General features: G+C 36.8%; 13 protein-coding genes. 11 read left to right on the forward strand and 2 right to left on the reverse strand.

Annotation, left to right across the window (positions count from 1 at the left end; genetic code table 11):
- Positions 1 to 19: 19 nt before the first annotated feature.
- Both pepO and HFD15_RS00725 read right to left on the reverse strand, forming a co-directional pair.
- A complete protein-coding gene (gene pepO, locus HFD15_RS00720; protein WP_026138938.1) occupies positions 20 to 1,903 on the reverse strand; it encodes an endopeptidase PepO in 1,884 nt (627 codons plus the stop codon).
- 112 nt (positions 1,904 to 2,015) lie between these two features.
- Positions 2,016 to 2,690, reverse strand: a complete 675-nt coding sequence (locus HFD15_RS00725; RefSeq protein WP_017864929.1) for a helix-turn-helix transcriptional regulator — start codon at positions 2,688 to 2,690, stop codon at positions 2,016 to 2,018.
- A gap of 233 nt (positions 2,691 to 2,923) precedes the next feature.
- On the opposite strand from HFD15_RS00725, the gene HFD15_RS00730 reads away from it, so the two are divergent.
- From HFD15_RS00730 to HFD15_RS00780, 11 genes are all read left to right on the forward strand, one after another.
- Positions 2,924 to 3,532, forward strand: a complete 609-nt coding sequence (locus tag HFD15_RS00730) for a transcriptional regulator (RefSeq protein WP_010906143.1) — start codon at positions 2,924 to 2,926, stop codon at positions 3,530 to 3,532.
- Positions 3,533 to 3,797: 265 nt separating this feature from the next.
- The gene (gene rpoB / locus HFD15_RS00735) at positions 3,798 to 7,388 is read left to right on the forward strand and encodes a DNA-directed RNA polymerase subunit beta (protein ID WP_017864927.1); all 3,591 of its coding nucleotides are present in this window, start codon (positions 3,798 to 3,800) and stop codon (positions 7,386 to 7,388) included.
- A gap of 108 nt (positions 7,389 to 7,496) precedes the next feature.
- Positions 7,497 to 11,120, forward strand: a complete 3,624-nt coding sequence (gene rpoC / locus HFD15_RS00740) for a DNA-directed RNA polymerase subunit beta' (RefSeq protein WP_017864926.1) — start codon at positions 7,497 to 7,499, stop codon at positions 11,118 to 11,120.
- 122 nt (positions 11,121 to 11,242) lie between these two features.
- Entirely contained in the window at positions 11,243 to 12,151 is a 909-nt protein-coding gene (locus HFD15_RS00745) for a diacylglycerol kinase family protein (RefSeq protein ID WP_058208331.1), read from the forward strand.
- A 146-nt stretch (positions 12,152 to 12,297) separates the two neighbouring features.
- Positions 12,298 to 12,984, forward strand: coding sequence for an amino acid ABC transporter permease (locus HFD15_RS00750; protein ID WP_004255158.1), 687 nt, complete (start codon positions 12,298 to 12,300; stop codon positions 12,982 to 12,984).
- On the forward strand, positions 12,984 to 13,718 hold the full coding sequence (locus HFD15_RS00755) for an amino acid ABC transporter ATP-binding protein (protein ID WP_004255171.1): 735 nt from the start codon (positions 12,984 to 12,986) through the stop codon (positions 13,716 to 13,718). The genes HFD15_RS00750 and HFD15_RS00755 overlap by 1 nt, the downstream gene beginning before the upstream one ends.
- Before the next feature lie 129 nt (positions 13,719 to 13,847).
- A complete protein-coding gene (locus tag HFD15_RS00760; RefSeq protein WP_004255173.1) occupies positions 13,848 to 14,549 on the forward strand; it encodes an adaptor protein MecA in 702 nt (233 codons plus the stop codon).
- 2 nt (positions 14,550 to 14,551) lie between these two features.
- Positions 14,552 to 15,883, forward strand: a complete 1,332-nt coding sequence (locus HFD15_RS00765) for a glycosyltransferase family 4 protein (RefSeq protein WP_167593517.1) — start codon at positions 14,552 to 14,554, stop codon at positions 15,881 to 15,883.
- A 174-nt stretch (positions 15,884 to 16,057) separates the two neighbouring features.
- Positions 16,058 to 16,828: a Fe-S cluster assembly ATPase SufC gene (gene sufC / locus HFD15_RS00770; protein ID WP_004255181.1), complete on the forward strand. Its 771-nt coding sequence runs from the start codon at positions 16,058 to 16,060 to the stop codon at positions 16,826 to 16,828.
- Between the two features lie 137 nt (positions 16,829 to 16,965).
- Positions 16,966 to 18,222: a Fe-S cluster assembly protein SufD gene (gene sufD, locus HFD15_RS00775; RefSeq protein ID WP_021722250.1), complete on the forward strand. Its 1,257-nt coding sequence runs from the start codon at positions 16,966 to 16,968 to the stop codon at positions 18,220 to 18,222.
- Positions 18,222 to 19,439, forward strand: coding sequence for a cysteine desulfurase (locus HFD15_RS00780; RefSeq protein ID WP_058208332.1), 1,218 nt, complete (start codon positions 18,222 to 18,224; stop codon positions 19,437 to 19,439). The genes sufD and HFD15_RS00780 overlap by 1 nt, the downstream gene beginning before the upstream one ends.
- Position 19,440: the final 1 nt, after the last annotated feature.

Consider the following 19,440-nt stretch of genomic DNA (forward strand, 5'->3'; position numbering starts at 1 on the left):
TTTTGTATTCAATTAACTATTACCAAATTTTAAGACGATTTTCTGGTGCACGATACATCTTATCAGTTTCTTTAACATCAAAAGTTTCGTAAAACTCTTCGAGATTTGTTGGAGGAATATTGGCACGAAGTTTAGCGGGTGCATGAACATCCATTGACAAAAGCATTTGTTGGAATTCTTTACTTGCTTTCATGCGCCAAATCTTAGCCCACTGACTAAAGAAAGCCTTCAAATCAACGTCTTTCTCATCTTTAGCTGCTGTCAGTGCCGCTGTAATTCCTCCTTGGTCAGCAATATTTTCTGACACAATGAGTTTTCCGTTTGCTGGACCAGCTTCGGTTTCTACGCCGTCAAAGAGTGCAATCATTTCTTTTTGCTTTTCTTCAAAAGCTTCATAATCTTCATCTAACCACCATTTGTTCAAATTTCCTTCTTTATCAAATTGGGCACCGTTGTTATCAAAAGCATGAGAAATTTCATGAGCAATGACAGCGCCAATTCCACCGTAATTTTGTGATGAAGATTGTTCAAGAGAGTAAAAAGGAGCTTGCAAAATTGCTGCTGGAAAAACAATTGTATTACTATCAGGACTATAATAAGCATTGACCATATGAGCAGGCATATGCCAGCTTGTTTTATCAACATCTTCTGAGAATTTTTCAAAAGTTCGAGCAGTCAAAATTTCATCGAATTTAAGGGCATCTTCATAGAGAGAGCCAGAAGTTGTTTTTAAACGACTATAAATTTCAGGCAATTTATCTGGGAAACCAATGAAAGGAGTAATAGCATCCAATTTTTCAATGGCTTTTTCAGCTGTTTCTTGACTGAGCCACTCATTTTTAGACAAACGCGCTTGGTAAACTTTAATCATCGCAGTGACCATCCGTTTGACATCGGCCTTAGCAGCTTCACCAAAATATTTTTTACCATAGAATAAACCAATCACTTGGCTAAAATAAGACTCAGTCAAATCAAGTTGATGTTTTTCTTGACTTCTTGCTTCTTGAACATTTGAAAGGAAACGTCCGTAAGCTCCACCAAGAATTCTAAGGTCTTCATTGAAGAAAGAAGTAGCGCCACGTGCAATTTTTGTCAGCATCCAAGCTTTAATGAGCGACCAATTTTCTTCATTGACAAGTGAATCAAATGATTCGTAAAAACGGTCTTCATAAACAATGACTTTATCAGGTTCAGTTTTTACTAAATCTTTAATTAAAGATTTTAAATCCAGGTTTTTAACTTTACTGCCAAAGTTGTCAGTAGAAATTGGATGATAAAGTTCAGCATATTTTGCCCACTCTTCAGAAGTATTTGCTGATGGAACTAAAAGAGCATCGAATTTAAGGGCAGACTTTGCAATCTCTTCTGCATTTTCAACATCAAATGTCTTTAAAATTTCGCTTGTATTTTTAGCCCAAAAATCAAGTAATTCTTTTTTTCTAGGGTGTTCATCATTATAATAAGTGGTATCAGGTAAAATCAAGCCCGGACCAGAGAATCCAAGAGAATAGTGAATAGCATCTTTCATATCAGGTTCAACACTAAAAGAAAATGGAAGAGGAGCCTGTGAATGGAAAACGAGTTGAGTCAAATTATTTTTAAAATCTTCAAAAGTATTTAAAGTTTCAACTTTAGCAAGTTCATTTTTTACGGCAGAAAAATCCGCTTTTTCTCTTGCTTGCCAATCTCCTGCTTTATTATAAAATTTGATTGCTTCAAGCAATTCTGGATTATCAGTAGGTAGGTTTTGTGATAACTCAGCTAAATCTTTAGCCAAATTTTTCTCATTTTTTAGTACTAATTCATCAAAAGCTGAAATTCTTGGTTTGTCAGCAGGAATTTCTGCATTTTCTAACCATTCAGCATTAACAGTAGCGAATAAATCATCTTGAATCCTTGTCATATCGACCTCCTATTATGGATATTTTTTATATTATATCACACTTACAAAAAAGCGCTGACGAATTCCATCAGCACTTTTTAACAGCAATTTGAAAATTAATGTAAACTCGTAATTAAATAGTTCTGAAACGATAAATTTTAGCAATTTTGCCAAAAAGTTCAGGGACTTCGGCAAGGCTTCCAGCATCACGGCTTAGACAAGTAAGCTTTTCATCTTTTACTGAAAGCTTGGCAAAATGGTCATGTTGCAACAAGAAATTATGGATCAGCTCTGCAAAATTTGCGTCAGTAAATTTTACAAAAAGTAAATCTCCATTACCAGGAGCTTCCGCATCTAAAGGACCCCCAACGAGTTCAAAAACTGCATCGTAATCATCAGGAAGTTGCTTTGTGAGCAGTTTGATTGTTTTGCGGCTTTCTTGTAGCGCCCAAGTATTATCACCACAAAATACAAATTGTTCAGTACTCAAAGAAATGGGCTCTCTTTCAAGAAGTTCAAGCTCATCAATTCGATTTTGAATATAATTTAACAAGTTTTGTTTATTATCTAATGTAAGATATTCAAACAAAAGCTTTGCCTTATTATAACTGTACTTGTCATCTTTACCAAGAAGGTATTCAGTTGTGACATTAAAATAATCAGCAATTTCTGTCAATCTTTTGGCAGAAGGTTCTTTTCCCAAGCGATAATTAGCAAGGGCGTTTCTGGGATATCTCAACTCTCTTTCGACCTGGTTGAAAGATTTCTGAGAATCAATAACTAAAGTTTTTAGACGGTCATAGAACATTAAAATCACCTCAACATGTATTGAATAAATATTTTTAATATTTGTAACAAATACATTATATCATATAGTTATTAGATATAAAATACCTAAAGCTTAAAAAAATAGCAATATTTAAGTTAAAAAATTATTTGTTGCAAATTCTTTAACAAAATTGACATCTATAGCGTTATATGGTATTATAAAAGTAATCATAGGAATACTCAAAATGCTTTTTGAGAAGAGAAAGGGAAAAATTGAAAGAAATTTATGACAAAATCCAAGACATAAATATTATTTTGAAAAGATCATTTATTGACCTTGGAAAACCATTAGCTTATCAAGAGGTGGTAGAGAAAAGTGCCAAAGTTTTAGAGTCTAGCCTTTTTATCATAGATACCAAACGAAATTGTTTAGGTTATGGTTTTACTGATTCTGATAATTCTTATCAGGATGATATAAACCTCCAAAATTTTTTTATCTATCAAAAAATATCAAAAGATATCTCTAGTCAACTATTAAATCACTACGAAATGAGCGCAAGCCTACCAATGGCCCAATCAATTTTAGAACCAGTGAAAGAAATTTCGAGCAAATTTCCAAATAAATTTCTCAGCTTTCTACCTATAGAAGGAAATCATTTGAGATTGGGAACCCTTTTTCTACTGACAGATTCTCCTCTGGAAGAAGAAAAGAGAATATTGGTAGATTTTTTATCAACATTCATAGGGAATCAAATGTCTTATATCATGCTGGCAGAACTGGAAGGGCAAAGACGAAATGAAACCTTTGTTTCTTTAGTTCAATCATTATCTCGTTCAGAATTAGAAGCATTTAAAAGCATCATTGAAAAAATAGACCGTTAAACTAGAAAAAGCTTGAAAATTTTCATATAAAATAGTATAATAGAAATAATGGTTTGTCAGCAAAATCTGTGGGATATATTGTCCCCATAGGCTTTGTAAGCAACGAAACACTACTGTTTTCGTTGCTTTTTTGGCGTCTTTTATATTGAATAAACCAGAAAAGTTATAAAAAAGACAAACTACAGACTTTTCGGTTTTTTTAATTAAAAATTCATCAAAAACACAGACTTTTTTAATCAAATCTAAAAAATAGAGGAGAAAACACTTGGCAGGACATGACGTAAAATACGGTAAACACCGTACAAGACGCAGTTTTTCACGTATTAAAGAAGTAATCGGTTTGCCAAACCTCATCGAAGTTCAAACATTAAGTTATAAAAACTTCCTCGATGAAGGTCTTGCAAATGTCTTCAAAGAAATGTTTCCAATCGACAACTTTGCGGGTACAATGGAACTCGAATTTGTTGGTTATGAAATGAAAACCCCAAAATACACTGTTGAAGAAGCTCGCGCACATGACGCAAACTATTCAGCACCTATCTATGTAACCTTCCGTCTTGTAAATAAAGAAACTGGTGAATTAAAAACACAAGAAGTCTTCTTTGGTGACTTCCCACTCATGACTGAAATGGGGACATTTATCAATAACGGTTCAGAACGTTTGATCGTTAGCCAATTGGTACGTAGTCCTGGTTCATACTTCCATCTTAAAGCTGATAAAAACGGTCTTGAAAGTTTTGGACATACAACCATTCCTAACCGTGGAGCTTGGTTTGAGTTAGATACAGATGCTAAAGGCATTGGTTATGTTCGTATTGACCGTACACGTAAATTAACTTTTACAACTATGCTTCGTGCGCTTGGTTTTGGTTCAGATGAAGAAATCCTTGAATTGTTGGGAGAAACTCAACTTTTAACAGACACTATTGCAAAAGATGTTCATAAAAACCCAGCTGACACGCGTGTAGAAGAAGCGCTCAAAGACATCTATGACCGCTTGCGTCCAGGAGAACCTAAAACAGCAGATAGCTCACGTGGCTTGCTTGTTGCTCGTTTCTTCGATCCAAAACGTTATGACTTCGCACCTGTTGGACGTTATAAATTTAACAAGAAATTAGCGCTTAAAAATCGTTTGCTTGGTTTGACTTTGGCTGAACCAATTGTTGACCCAGAAACTGGTGAAATTCTTGTTAATACAGATACTCTTGTTACTCGTGATGTGCTTGATTTAATCGAACCATTGCTTGATAACGGTCTTGGAAACTTTGTTGTTGAACCATCTGACGACGCTGTAATTCCAGAACCAATTACTTTGCAAAGTATCAAAGTTTATTCACCTAAAGATCCAGAACGTGTTGTTACATTGCTCTCAAATGGTAATCCTGATGCAGAATGCCGTGTCTTGACACCAGCCGATGTGATTTCAAATATCAGCTACTGGCTTGGTCTTGCTGAAGGAATTGGTAAAGTGGACGATATTGACCACTTAGGTAACCGTCGTATCCGTTCAGTAGGTGAATTGCTTCAAAACCAAGTACGTATCGGACTTTCACGTATGGAACGTGTGATTCGCGAACGTATGTCATCTTCAGAAAATGAAAACATCACACCACAAGGTTTGATTAACATTCGTCCTGTAACAGCTTCAATTAAAGAATTCTTTGGTTCATCACAATTGTCACAATTTATGGACCAACACAATCCTTTATCTGAGCTTTCACACAAACGTCGTTTTTCTGCCTTAGGACCTGGTGGTATCTCACGTGACCGTGCTTCATATGAAGTACGTGACGTTCACTATACTCACTATGGCCGTATGTGTCCTATTGAAACACCTGAAGGACCAAACATCGGTTTGATTAACAACTTGTCATCATATGCCAAAGTAAACGAATATGGTTTCATCATGTCACCATACCGTCGTGTTGACCGTGTGAACGGTGTGGTTACTGACGAAGTTGAATATTTAACTGCCGATGAAGAAGACAACTATACTGTTGCCCAAGCAAACTCACCATTGACTGAAGATAGCCGCTTTGCTAACGAAACAGTTATGGCTCGTCATACTGGTAACAATATTGAAGTTGAAGCTTCAACAGCAGACTATATGGACGTTTCACCTAAACAGGTTATCGCCGTTGCTGCTGCATGTATTCCATTCTTGGAAAACGATGACTCCAACCGTGCCCTCATGGGTGCCAACATGCAACGTCAAGCAGTTCCATTGATTGACCCACATGCACCTTGGATTGGTACTGGTATGGAACATCAAACTGCTCGTGACTCAGGTGCTGCGCTTATTGCAAAACATGCTGGTGTTGTTGAGTATGTTGATGGTAATGAAATTCGTGTTCGTCGTACTTCTGGTGAACTTGATATTTACAATATTACAAAATATCGTCGTTCAAACTCAGGGACTTCGTATAACCAACGTCCATTGGCTCGACTTGGAGAAAAAGTTGAGAAAGGGGACATCATTGCTGATGGACCTTCTATGGAAAATGGAGAAATGGCCCTTGGTCAAAATCCACTTGTTGCTTATATGACTTGGGAAGGTTATAACTTCGAGGATGCGGTAATCATGTCAGAACGTTTGATTAAAGACGACGTTTATACATCAATTGCCATCGAAGAATATGAATCAGAAACACGCGATACAAAACTTGGCCCTGAAGAAATTACTCGTGAAATTCCAAACGTTGGGGATGAAGCACTCAAAAACCTTGATGAATCAGGAATTATCCGTATTGGTGCTGAAGTTAAAGATGGCGACTTGCTTGTTGGTAAAGTAACTCCTAAAGGTGAAACTGATCCAACACCAGAAGAACGTTTGCTTCGTGCAATCTTTGGTGAAAAAGCTCGTGAAGTTCGTGATACATCACTTCGTGTTCCTCACGGAGGTGGCGGTATTGTTCATGACGTTCGTGTATTTACACGCGAAAATGGTGATGAATTGCCATCAGGTGTGAATAAACTTGTTCGTGTCTTCATTGCTCAAAAACGTAAGATTCACGTTGGGGATAAAATGGCCGGACGTCATGGTAATAAAGGGGTTGTTTCAAATATCGTTCCAATGGAAGATATGCCTTACTTACCAGATGGTACACCTATTGATATCATGTTGAACCCACTTGGGGTACCATCACGTATGAATATCGGACAAGTTATGGAGCTCCATTTAGGTATGGCTGCTCGTACACTTGGAATTCACATTGCAACTCCAGTGTTTGATGGAGCATCTGATGAAGATATCTGGGATACTGTTAAAGAAGCTGGAATGGCTGATGATGCGAAAACAGTCCTTTATGACGGACGTACTGGTGAACCATTTGATAACCGAATTTCAGTCGGTGTCATGTACATGATTAAACTTCACCACATGGTTGATGATAAACTCCATGCTCGTTCAGTTGGTCCTTACTCACTCGTTACACAACAACCGCTCGGTGGTAAAGCGCAGTTCGGTGGACAACGTTTTGGGGAAATGGAAGTTTGGGCACTTGAAGCCTATGGTGCTGCCAATGTTCTTCAAGAAATCTTGACTTACAAATCAGATGACGTGATTGGACGTACGCGCGCTTATGAAGCTATTGTTAAAGGTGAACGTATTCCTAAACCAGGTCTTCCTGAATCATTCCGCGTATTGGTTAAAGAGTTACAATCACTTGGTCTTGATATGAAAGTCCTTGATGCTGACCGTAATGTTCTTGACTTACGTGAATTGGATGAAGATGAAGTAATGACTCGTCCAGATAATACAGAAATTACTCCTGAAATGCTTGAAGCACAGGAAGCTATTGTTGCACAAGCAGAAGCTGAAGAAGAAGCTTTGATTAACGCTAATACTGAAAAATAAGATTTTGTAATTAATATTTTGAGATAGATTTACTGACAAAAATTTCTGTCAGTAAATCTCTAATCTCATAATCGTCTAGCGTTAAATTTATTAGAAGTGGAGAAAGAATTGGTTGATGTAAATAAATTTGAGAGTATGCGTATTGGTATCGCATCTCCACAAAAAATTCGTTACTGGTCATTCGGTGAAGTTAAAAAACCAGAAACAATTAACTATCGTACACAAAAACCTGAACGTGAAGGACTCTTTGATGAACGTATTTTCGGTCCTCAAAAAGACTGGGAATGTGCTTGTGGAAAACTTAAAGGTGTTTTCTACAAAAATCAAGTCTGTGAACTTTGTGGTGTTCAAGTAACAACTGCAAAATCACGTCGTGAACGTATGGGACATATTGAGCTTGCTGCTCCAATTTCACACATTTGGTACTTCAAAGGAATTCCATCACGTATGGGACTTGCTCTTGATATGAGTCCACGTGCACTTGAAGAAGTGATTTACTTTGCAAGTTATGTTGTGATTGATCCTAAAGAAACTGATCTTGAGAAGAAACAACTCTTGACTGAACGTGAATATCGTGAACAACTTTTGAAAAATGGTTTTGGTTCATTCGTTGCAAAAATGGGTGCTGAAGCGATTCAAGATTTGTTGAACGATGTTGATATTGATAAAGAAGTTTCTGAACTCAAAGAAGAGCTCAAAACAGTTACTGGACAACGTCGTGTAAAAATTATTCGTCGTTTGGACGTTTTGTCAGCTTTCAGAAAATCAGGAAATGCATTATCTTGGATGGTCTTAAATGTATTACCAGTTATTCCACCAGATTTGCGTCCAATGGTTCAATTAGATGGTGGACGTTTTGCCACATCTGACTTGAATGACTTATACCGTCGTGTTATTAACCGTAATAACCGTTTGAAACGTTTGATGGAACTTAATGCTCCAAATATTATCGTTCAAAATGAAAAACGGATGCTTCAAGAAGCTGTTGATACTTTGATTGACAATGGTCGTCGTGGTCGTCCAATCACTGGTGCTGGTAACCGCCCATTGAAATCTCTTTCACACATGTTGAAAGGGAAACAAGGACGTTTCCGTCAAAACTTGCTTGGTAAACGTGTTGACTATTCTGGACGTTCAGTTATCGCTGTAGGTCCAACACTCAAAATGTACCAATGTGGTGTTCCGCGTGAAATGGCGATTGAGTTGTTCAAACCATTCGTAATGGCTCAACTTGTTAAGAAAGAATTGGCTGCTAATATTCGTGCGGCTAAACGTAAAGTTGAACGTCAAGATTCTGATGTTTGGGACGTACTTGAAACAGTTGTTAAAGAACACCCTGTTCTTCTTAACCGCGCACCTACGCTTCACCGTTTAGGGATTCAAGCTTTTGAACCAGTCTTAATTGATGGTAAAGCCATCCGTCTTCACCCACTTGCTTGTGAAGCCTACAACGCCGACTTTGACGGTGACCAAATGGCCATTCACTTGCCATTGTCTGAAGAAGCACAAGCTGAAGCACGTCTTTTGATGCTTGCTGCTGAACATATCTTGAACCCTAAAGATGGTAAACCAGTTGTTACACCATCTCAAGATATGGTCCTTGGTAACTACTACCTTACGATGGAAGAAAAAGGTCGTGAAGGCGAAGGAATGATTTTTGCAACTCCTGAAGAAGTTGAAATTGCAATGCGTAATGGTTATGTACATTTACATACTCGTATCGGTATCGCAACAAAATCACTCAACAAACCTTGGACTGAAAACCAAAAAGATAAAATCTTGGTAACCACTGTTGGTAAAGTTATTTTCAACTCAATCATTCCTGAAGGAATGCCTTACTTGAACGAACCAACTGATGTTAACTTGACAACTTCAACTGATGACCGTTTCTTTATGGATGCTGGTCAAGATATCAAAGAAGTTTTGGCTGGAATTGATACTGTTCGTCCATTCAAAAAAGGATATCTTGGAAATATCATCGCTGAAGTCTTCAAACGTTACCGTACAACAGCTACATCTGAGTACCTTGACCGCTTGAAAGACCTTGGTTACCACCAATCTACTTTGGCTGGTTTGACTGTGGGTATCGCTGATATCCCTGTTGTTGAAGATAAACATAAAATCATCGATGCTGCACACAAACGTGTGGAACAAATCACTAAACAATTCCGTCGTGGTTTGATTACTGATGATGAACGTTATAACGCTGTTACAGGTGTTTGGCGTGATGCAAAAGAAGCCCTTGAAAAACGATTGATTGATGAACAAGATTTGACAAACCCAATCGTTATGATGATGGACTCTGGAGCCCGTGGTAATATCTCTAACTTCTCTCAACTTGCTGGTATGCGTGGTTTGATGGCCGCTCCTAATGGTAAAATCATGGAATTGCCTATCATCTCAAACTTCCGTGAGGGTCTTTCTGTCTTGGAAATGTTCTTCTCAACTCACGGTGCCCGTAAAGGGATGACCGATACGGCCCTTAAGACAGCCGACTCTGGTTATCTTACTCGTCGTTTGGTTGACGTTGCCCAAGATGTTATCATTCGTGAAGACGATTGTGGAACTGACCGTGGACTTGTAATTTCTGATATTGCTACTGGTAAAGAAATGGTTGAACCACTCTTTGAACGTTTGGTAGGTCGTTATACTCGTAAATCAGTGCTTCATCCAGAAACTGGTGAAATGATTATTGCTGACGACACTTTGATTTCTGAAGATGTTGCCCGTAAAATTATTGATGCTGGTGTTAAAGAAGTAACTATCCGTTCAGTATTTACATGTAAAACTCCACATGGTGTATGTAAACATTGTTATGGTATCAACTTGGCAACAGGTGATGCTGTTGAAGTTGGTGAAGCTGTTGGTACAATCGCCGCTCAATCAATCGGTGAACCTGGTACTCAGTTGACAATGCGTACATTCCACACGGGTGGTGTTGCGTCAAGTTCAGATATCACTCAAGGTTTGCCTCGTGTTCAAGAAATCTTTGAAGCACGTAACCCTAAAGGGGAAGCAATCATCACTGAAGTAACTGGTACAGTTGAATCAATCGTTGAAGATCCTGCTACACGTACTCGTGAAATTACTGTTAAAGGTAAAACAGACACTCGTAGCTACACTGTAGGTATGGCTGATGTCTTGATGGTTGAAGAAGGTGAATTTATTCACCGTGGTGCACCTTTGATTCAAGGTTCTATCGAACCTAAACACTTGCTTCAAGTTCGTGATGCCTTGTCAGTTGAAACTTACTTGCTCGGTGAAGTACAAAAAACTTACCGTTCACAAGGGGTTGAAATTGGTGACAAACACATCGAGGTAATGGTTCGCCAAATGCTTCGTAAAGTTCGTGTCATGGATAATGGTTCAACTGATATCCTTCCAGGTACTTTGATGGATATTTCTGACTTTGAAGCTTTGAATGAAACTGCACTCTTGAATGGTGAAATGCCTGCAACTGGTCGTCCAGTCTTGATGGGTATTACTAAAGCCTCTCTTGAAACAAATTCATTCTTGTCAGCTGCATCATTCCAAGAAACAACTCGTGTCCTTACTGATGCCGCAATTCGTGGTAAAGAAGATCACTTGCTTGGTTTGAAAGAAAATGTTATTATCGGTAAGATTATTCCTGCTGGTACAGGTATGTTCCGTTACCGTAACATTGAACCTTTAGCTGATTTAACAAATGCTCCAGAAGTAGAAGAAGTTGAAACAGAAACTGTGGAAAACTAATTTTAAATCTAGAAAATAAATAAAAATTACTGACAGAATTTCTGTCAGTAATTTTTTTATTAAATTTACTGACAAAATCATTAAAAACATAAAATCTCTGTCATTTTTGGTAAAATAATTCTATGACTTATTATCTCCTTGCAAATCCCAATTCTGGTGCAGGTAAAGGTGCGCGGACTTTGGAGACTTTGATTCCATATTTGGAAAAAAATAATTATGAATATCGACTTTTTAAAACTAAAGCTGCTGGAGAAGAAGGCGCTTTGGTCAGACAAATATTAGACCTTAAAAATCCGGATGACCACTTAGTTATTATTGGTGGGGATGGTACCATTTCACTTGTCATTAATGAACTTCCAGAAGAAGAGGCCTTTTCTTATATTCCTTCAGGTTCTGGCAATGATTTCGCCAGAAGCTTAAAGTTGAAGCTTGACCCAATTGAATCTTTTGAAGCTGCTCGTAGAGGAATTAATCATGAGATTTTTATCATGAATTATCAATCTAAAGGATTGAGTGGCTATGCTCTAAATAATATTGGAATTGGTTTAGATGCAACTATCGTGAAATCTGCCAATGAAGGAAAGCTTAAACAAGTGCTTAACAAATTGAAATTGGGAAGTTTTTCATATATTTTGACTGCCTTGCACGTTTTGATAACTAAAAAACCATTTCCAGCTTTAATTGAAGTAGAAAATCAAGAAATTTCACTAGAAAATGCCTTTCTGATGACTTTTACCAAACATCCATACTTTGGAGGTGGAGTAAAAATTTCTCCTGAGGCCACCAATGAAAATGCAGATATTCACCTTGTTGAATATAATAAACATCATTTATTACGGACTTTTTCATTAATTCCAAGTGTTCTTTGTGGAGTGCATTTAAAACATCCCTTATTTTTACACCGAGTGAGTTCTCAGTTTTCTGTAGAATTAGCAGAAAGTCAACCAGTCCAAATTGATGGAGAAATTCATGAGTTAGTAGCTGCTGACAGACTTTCAATCAGTACTGAAAGAAGAATGATTATTTACTGACAGAATAAAAAAACTCCAATTATGGAGTTTTTATTTATTTTCAATTAATTATTATACATTAATTGTTGTATTTTTATACTTTTTATATTATAATTATGCTATTGTTTTTTATAAAAATAGAAATTATAAAACAGAAAAGAGAAAATATGAACTTTGATTTTTTACCGAAATATCTGCCCTATTTTAATGACGGGATGATTGTCACAATTTTGATTTCAGCTTTCGTGGTTTTGATTGGAACACTCTTAGGGATTGTCACAGCCCTTGCCAAGATTTCTAAAATTGCTCCATTGCGCTGGTTGGCAAATATCTATATTGAAATTTTCCGTGGAACACCAATGCTCGTTCAAATCATGCTTGGTTTTGGCTTAATGGGAAGTCTATCTTTACCAACCTTTCAAGTTGGGATTTTACAACAAGATTTGGGGCGCTTGATTCCAGGGATAATTGTAATCTCACTGAATTCGGGGGCTTATATGGCGGAAATTGTTCGGGCTGGAATTGAAGCTGTTCCTCTTGGTCAAAAAGAAGCCGCCTATTCATTAGGAATTCGGCCAAGACAAGCGATGGCAACCGTTATTTTACCTCAGGCTTTGAGAAACATTCTACCAGCCGTCGGCAATGAATTTGTAACAATTATCAAGGATAGCTCGCTTCTTTATACAATTGGGGTAATGGAAGTTTTCAATGGTGCACAAACAGTAGCAAATTTGACTTATCAAACCATTAGCCCGATGTTATTTGTAGCTCTCTACTATTTTGTAGTCACTTTTGTTGTCAGTCGCTTACTTGTTTTATTTGAAAAGAAACTCGGGAAAGGATATGCAAAATAATGAATGAATATTTAATCGAAATAAAAAATCTGCATAAATATTTTGGAAAAAATGAAGTCTTAAAAGGACTTGATATCCAAATAAAAAAAGGTGAAGTTGTTGTGATGATTGGCCCCTCTGGTTCTGGGAAATCAACTTTTTTAAGAACGATGAACTTATTAGAAAAGCCAACAGATGGTCAAGTCTATTTTGAAGGAGTTAATATTGCTGATAAATCAGTGGATGTCTTCAAACACCGAGAAAAAATGGGGATGGTTTTTCAACAATTTAATCTATTTCCTAATATGACAGTCCTTGAAAATCTATGTTTGGCTCCAGTTAAAACGGGTAAAATGACCAAAGAAGAAGCTAAAAAAACGGCGGAAGATTTACTTCAAAGAGTTGGACTCTCAGATAAAGCAGAGGCTTATCCACAAGCATTATCAGGTGGGCAGCAACAAAGGGTAGCTATTGCTCGTGCTTTAGCCATGAACCCAGATGTGATGCTTTTTGATGAACCAACATCAGCACTTGACCCTGAAATGGTTGGTGAAGTTTTAGCCGTGATGCAAGAACTTGCAAAAGAAGGCATGACAATGGTTGTTGTAACCCATGAAATGGGATTTGCTAAAACAGTTGCTGACAGAGTTTTGTTCATGGCTGATGGGACAATTGTTGAGCAAGGAAAACCGGCTCAAGTTTTTGATTCACCAAAAGAAAAAAGAACACAAGACTTTTTAGCAAAAGTCCTATAATTTAAAAGCTTATAGTTAAAGAGAATATCAAAAAAACGGCATGTCTGCTGTTTTTTTTCTGGTCTGTGGTATAATACTAATAAGACTGGTAAAGTGATAGAAGACAAATTATAGAAAAGAGAAAACAAAATGAAATATGAGGATATAAACGAAAATACTATAAAAATCACCTTGTCTTTTGATGATTTGACAGATTATGATATCAAATTATCAGACTTTTTCGGAAATCAAGAAGTCATTGAACAATTTTTCTATGAATTGGTTGATGAGCTTGGTTTAGAAAATCGCTTTGGAAATGTGGGAATGTTAACTTTCCAAATCCAACCTTTTCCTCAAGGTGTTCATATGATTGTTCATGAAGAAGCGATGCTAGGTGAAGGTGGAGAAATTCCAGATGACCCAGAAGAGTTTGAAGAATTGATGACTGGTTTTTATAATAAATTAAATGAAATAGGGGCAGATATGGCGCGCGAGCGAGGAATTACTGATTTTAAACCTGGGCTTGGTTTACCAGGAACAAAAAAAGACGAAGCTGAACAAGAGCCAGATTTTATTTATTACTCTATTCGTTATGAAGATATTATGTCTGTCTTAACAGGAATAAAAAATGTGAAGTTTGCTGATGAAGAATCAGAGTTTTATCGTTATGATGGCAATTTTTATCTTGTTGTTTTGGATAATCAAAAAGAAAAAGGCAAGATGCATGTTGAAAGTACCCGTTCACGAATGATGGAATATGGGGAAGCAACAAAAATGAGTCGAGAATTTTTGCAGGAGTATGGTGAATGTCTTATCGCGACACGTGCTTTAGATGTTCTTAGAAAAATCTAAATATGGTTGATACATTAAAAGAAATCCCCTTTGCACTTAAGTTTCTAATTGTTATTATTATCACTTTTGGTATCTCTGTGATTTTAACGCCAATTATGACTTTTGTGTCCAAAGCAATTGGTGCGGTGGACAAGCCAAACGAGCGTCGTGTGAATAAAAAACCAATGCCCTCTGCTGGAGGTTTGGTCATTTTCATTGCTTTTGCGATTGCGACCTTGTTTATTCTGCCACATATTGTTCATAACCAGCCTCCCATTCATTCGCAACCTCCAGTACATGGCGCAAGTCATCAGCCAATTCAGCTAGTCAGCTATTTTAGCTACATTTGGCCCTTTATTGTTGGTGCTGGAATTGTTGTTTTGACTGGTTTGATTGATGATATAAAAGAAATTTCACCTAAAATGAAACTTTTAGGATTGACAGTTGCGGCGAGTTTTATCTGGTTCTTTACCAACGCCCGCTTTGATAATTTAAAAATTCCTTTCGGGGGGCCTTTACTAATCTTTCCTGCTTGGTTATCCTTTATTTTTACCGTTTTTTGGATACTTGCGATTACTAATGCAATAAATTTAATTGACGGATTGGACGGACTAGCAAGTGGAGTATCAATTATTTCACTGACAACAATGGGAATTGTTTCTTACTTTTTCTTACCAAGTCCAAATGTATTTTTACCGATTACTATTTTTATAATGGTGGCTGCAATTATGGGATTCTTTCCTTATAATTATCATCCAGCGATTATTTATCTGGGAGATACGGGAGCACTGTTCCTTGGTTTTATCATCTCGGTTGCTTCTTTGCAAGGATTAAAGAATGCAACGGCTGTAGCCGTTTTGACTCCTTTACTAATTTTAGGAGTACCAATTACGGATACAATTATGGCAATGGTTCGTCGGAAACTTAATCGTCAATCGATTGCAACGGCTGATAAACGACATCTTCACCATCGCCTAATGGCACTTGGTTTTACTCATCGTGGAGCTGTTCTAGTCATTTATGGAATTGCATCAATATTTGCATTTATCTCCATTCTTTTGCAATTTTCAAGTCGTATCGGTGGGATTCTCTTAGTGATTGCTTGTCTCTTTGGATTGGAAATATTTATTGAACTTGTTGGAATTCTAGGCGAAAATCGGCAGCCAGTCTTAAAAGCACTGAAATTTGTTGGAAATTCTAGTTATCGTGATAAAGTTCTCCATTCTGATAAAGATGCAGATATAGATGAAAATGAAGAAGATATTGAAAATCATTCAATGATAGATGAGGAAATTGATGAACCAACACAAGAATTCCCAATTCAAAATTATCGTAGAAGTCGAAATAAAAAATAAGAAAAACCTCTAATTTTAGAGGTTTTTTGATATCTAAAAATGCCTGTTGTCATTTATTATTTATATTGCGATTAATAAAAATAATGTATGCGAAAATAACAAATTTTGTCAATTTTTTGTTAGAATAGAGACTATAAATGTCAAATACAATTGACAATTCAAAGGAGCGAAAAAATGGCTACACTTGAAATTAAAAATCTTCATGTGGCGATTGAAGATAAAGAGATTCTCAAAGGGGTCAATCTAGTCATCAACACCAATGAAATCCATGCGATTATGGGACCTAATGGGACTGGTAAATCAACATTATCTGCTGCAATTATGGGAAATCCTAATTATAGCGTGACACAAGGAGAAGTTCTTTTTGACGGTCAAAACGTTTTAGAAATGAGCGTTGATGAAAGAGCTCGTCTTGGACTTTTCCTTGCCATGCAATATCCATCTGAAATTCCAGGAATTACGAATGCAGAATTTTTGCGAGCAGCAATGAATGCTAAACGTGCTGAGGATGACAAAGTTTCTGTTATGGAATTTATCAAAAAATTGGATAAAAATATGGAAGTTTTGAGCATGAAAGAAGAAATGGCTGAGCGCTATCTCAATGAAGGCTTTTCTGGTGGTGAAAAGAAACGTAATGAAATCCTTCAACTTTTGATGTTAGAACCAACTTTTGCTATTCTTGATGAAATTGACTCAGGACTTGATATTGATGCTTTAAAAGTTGTTGCTAAAGGTGTTAATTCAATGCGTGGTGAGAAATTTGGGGCATTGATTATTACCCACTATCAACGTTTGCTTGATTATATTACACCAGATGTTGTCCACATTATGATGGATGGTCGTGTGGTGAAAACAGGTGGCGCAGAACTAGCTAAACGTCTAGAAACTGAAGGATATGTCAATATCGCTGAGGAACTTGGATTAGAATATAAAGAAGAAGTTTAAGGAAAGGAGATAGTAAGTTATTTTTGCTTACTGACAGAGCTGTCAGTAAGTCTAAAGTTCATTAATTTACTGACAGAATGTTTTGTCTGCAAATTAGTGAACTCAGTTAAGAAAATGCAAACTTGCTAATATTAATTATGAATCAAGAAATCTTAAACTTTTCACAAATGCATGCTGAACCAGCTTGGTTATCAGATTTACGTCAAAAAGCTGCACTTGAATTTGAAAATCTAGAATTACCTAATATTGAACGAGTAAAAATTAATCGTTGGGGCTTAGACCATTTAACAATTTCTGAAAACGAAGAAATTGGATCTGTTCCTACTTTTACGGAAATTCCAAATCATCCTTTGCTTGTTCAAGTCGGAAGTCAAACAGTTATGGAACAAATGACACCAAATTTGGCTGAACAAGGCGTAATTTTCACAGATTTCAATTCAGCTTTAACCGAAATTCCAGAACTGATTGAGGAAAATTTTGGTTCTGTGGTTCCATTTAATGAAAGTCGTTTAACAGCAGCAAATACTGCGACATTTAATTCTGGATTAGTTCTTTATGTTCCAGATGGTGTGGAAGTTCTTGAACCCATTGAATCAATTTTGATGCAAGAGGGTTCATCAGAAGTTCCTTTTAATAAACGAATTTTAATTATCGTTGGAAAAAATGCCAAAGTTGACTACCTTGAACGTTTGGAAACAAGTGGCGAGCAAAGCTCAAAGGTAAAAGCAAATATTGTCGTTGAAGTAATTGCAAAAGCAGGGGCTCAAGTCAAATTTGCAGCCATTGACCGTTTAGGAGAAAATGTTACAGCTTCAGTTGTTCGTCGCGGATTGATTGGTGATAATGCAACAGTTGACTGGTCTGTTGGTGTCATGAATGACGGAAATGTTGTTGCTGACTTTGATAGTGACCTCAAAGGGAATGGTTCTCATTCACAAATTAAAGTGGTTGGGATTTCAACAGGTCATCAAACGCAAGGAATTGATACAAGAGTGACTAATTTTGGTCTAAATTCGGTTGGTCATATCTTGCAAAATGGTGTAATTCTTGATAAAGGAACTTTGACATTTAATGCCATTGGTCATATTATCAAAGGGGCGAAAAATGCGGATGCCCAACAATCTTCTCATGTTTTAATGCTTTCTGATAAAGGACGAGGAGATGCAAATCCAATTCTCTTGATTGATGAAAATGAAGTAACTGCGGGTCACGCAGCTTCTGTTGGTCAGGTAGATGAGGAAGATTTATTCTATCTTCAATCTCGTGGACTTGATGAAGAAACTGCTAAACGACTTGTTATTCGAGGATTTCTTGGTTCAGTTGTCAGTGAAATTCCTGTCAAATCAGTCCAAGCAGAATTTATTGAAACTATTGAAAGAAAGCTGGGCATGTAATGCTTGAAGGCATCAAAAAAGATTTTCCAGTATTGAATCAAATTGTTAATGATGAACCTTTGGTCTATTTGGACAATGCGGCAACGACTCAAAAACCTTTGAAGGTTTTGGCTGCAATAAAAGATTATTATGAAAATGATAATGCTAATGTCCACCGTGGTGTTCATACTTTGGCAGAACGAGCAACTGAAAAATACGAAGCGGCGCGTGAAAAAGTCCGTCAGTTCATCAATGCTAAATCAACAAAAGAAGTTTTGTTTACTAGAGGAACAACAACTTCAATCAACTGGGTTGCTCAGTTTGCCGGGCAAATCTTAAAAGCAGGGGATGAAATTGTCATTTCGATTATGGAACACCATTCTAATATTGTTCCTTGGCAAGAAGTTGCTAAGAAAACCGGAGCAATCTTAAAGTTTGTCTATCTTAAAGATGGTCAGCTAGATATGGATGATTTACGTAAAAAAATCACTAATCAAACTAAATTTGTATCGATTGCTCATGTTTCTAATGTATTAGGGACAATTAATCCAGTAGAAGAAATTACCAAAATTGCTCATGAACACGGTGCTTACATGGTGGTTGATGGTGCACAATCTACACCACATATGGCGATTGACCTTCAAAAAATGGATGTCGATTTCTTTGCTTTCTCAGGTCACAAAATGATGGGACCAACCGGAATTGGTGTACTTTATGGCAAGGAAGAACTTCTAAATCAATTTGAACCTGTCGAATTTGGGGGAGAAATGATTGATTTTGTTTATGAAAGTCATTCAACATGGACAGAACTTCCTTGGAAATTTGAAGCTGGCACACCTAATATTGCGGGTGCTATTGCTTTAGGAGCTGCGATTGATTATATTCAAGAGCTTGGGATTGACCAAATTCATCAGCACGAAATTGAATTGATTGATTACCTAATGCCAAAACTTCAAGAAATTGAAGGCTTAAAGATTTATGGACCGAAAGATAATGTAAAAAGAGGCGGTCTAATTGCTTTTAATATTGAAGGACTTCATCCACATGATGTCGCAACTGCCCTTGATATGGAGGGGGTAGCTGTAAGAGCTGGTCACCATTGTGCTCAACCTTTATTGAATTATCTCGAAACTCCGGCAACTGCTAGAGCAAGCTTTTATCTTTATAATACAAAAGCAGATTGTGATAAATTAGTTGAAGCACTTAAAAAAACAAAGGAGTTTTTCAACCTTGATTAAT

Origin of the sequence: Lactococcus sp. EKM203L, assembly GCF_011800585.1 — a bacterium.
Classification (GTDB): domain Bacteria; phylum Bacillota; class Bacilli; order Lactobacillales; family Streptococcaceae; genus Lactococcus; species Lactococcus lactis.